The organism is Gordonia sp. ABSL11-1, from assembly GCF_030315685.1.
Taxonomy (GTDB): domain Bacteria; phylum Actinomycetota; class Actinomycetes; order Mycobacteriales; family Mycobacteriaceae; genus Gordonia.
In genome coordinates, this window is the sequence record NZ_JASXSI010000088.1 from 1 (window position 1) to 913 (window position 913).

Below are 913 nucleotides of genomic sequence, written 5' to 3' on the forward strand. Positions count from 1 at the left end.
AGCCCGGCCTGCACCGTTGTTGGCGACCGACGGGGCCGGCAGTGCCGACTCACCGCTACGCCAGGTCTGCAGCGACTCGCCGTCGATGCCGGTGGCGTTCTTGAAGCCATTGGGCAGCGGCGCCGCGCCCGCACCACCGGCGGTCATCGTGGCCAGGCCGACAACCGCGACCGCGGCGACGGCGCCCGCGCCCACGACACGACGCAGACCACGCTTGCTGAACTTGCTCATCGATCTCCTTCGATCACTGTGGTGGCTCATGGAACTGCGTGTACAACGGTCGGACGCACCACGCGACGACTGTTGCCCTGCCCGGTCGGCCTTCGCCCGCGAGGCCTTGCCGCCTCCGACCGAAAGCGAACACCGGGTAGCTTGGCTTCGGCAGTCGTCGTCGGCTCTTGGCGCCCCACACGATCCGCCCACCAAGGAAATGCATTCCCTGTTCTCTCGCGCTCGCTTCGACGGCTTACCCAGTCGAACAATTGCTGGATAAATATCAGACCGAATGCATCGAGTCGTTTCAATGCTTACCGCATACGAATAGTTAGCGCAACTCACGATACAAAGACTTCGGCCGATCTGAGTCGGCCACGCCACTGGAACTGCACGCCAAGGAGAGAATTGCGGAGCACGCACGAAATCGCATCAGCTGCAACAGCTGTGGTATATTCGCGTCGCTCATGAGTCGTTCGCCGCGTCAGCAACAGACACGGTCGACCGGACTGACCCCCAGCATCCCGAGCATCCGAAGACCTCGATGAGAAGTACTAACCGAAGATTTCCAGCGCCCGGAAGAATCTTCACGCTATCGGCGATGCCCGATATTTGTTTCGATAGAACCCATATCTCTGACGCCGACCCTCATCGACATTCTTGCAGCGACACGAGTTCGCCTGTCCGAGGTTAGCGTACC

The 913-nt window shown here is 61.1% G+C and carries 1 pseudogene; it reads right to left on the bottom strand.

Annotated elements, in window-relative coordinates:
- A pseudogene (locus QSJ19_RS26570) lies at nucleotides 1-231 on the bottom strand (MspA family porin); the annotation flags it as partial.
- Between the last annotated feature and the right edge of the window lie 682 nt (nucleotides 232-913).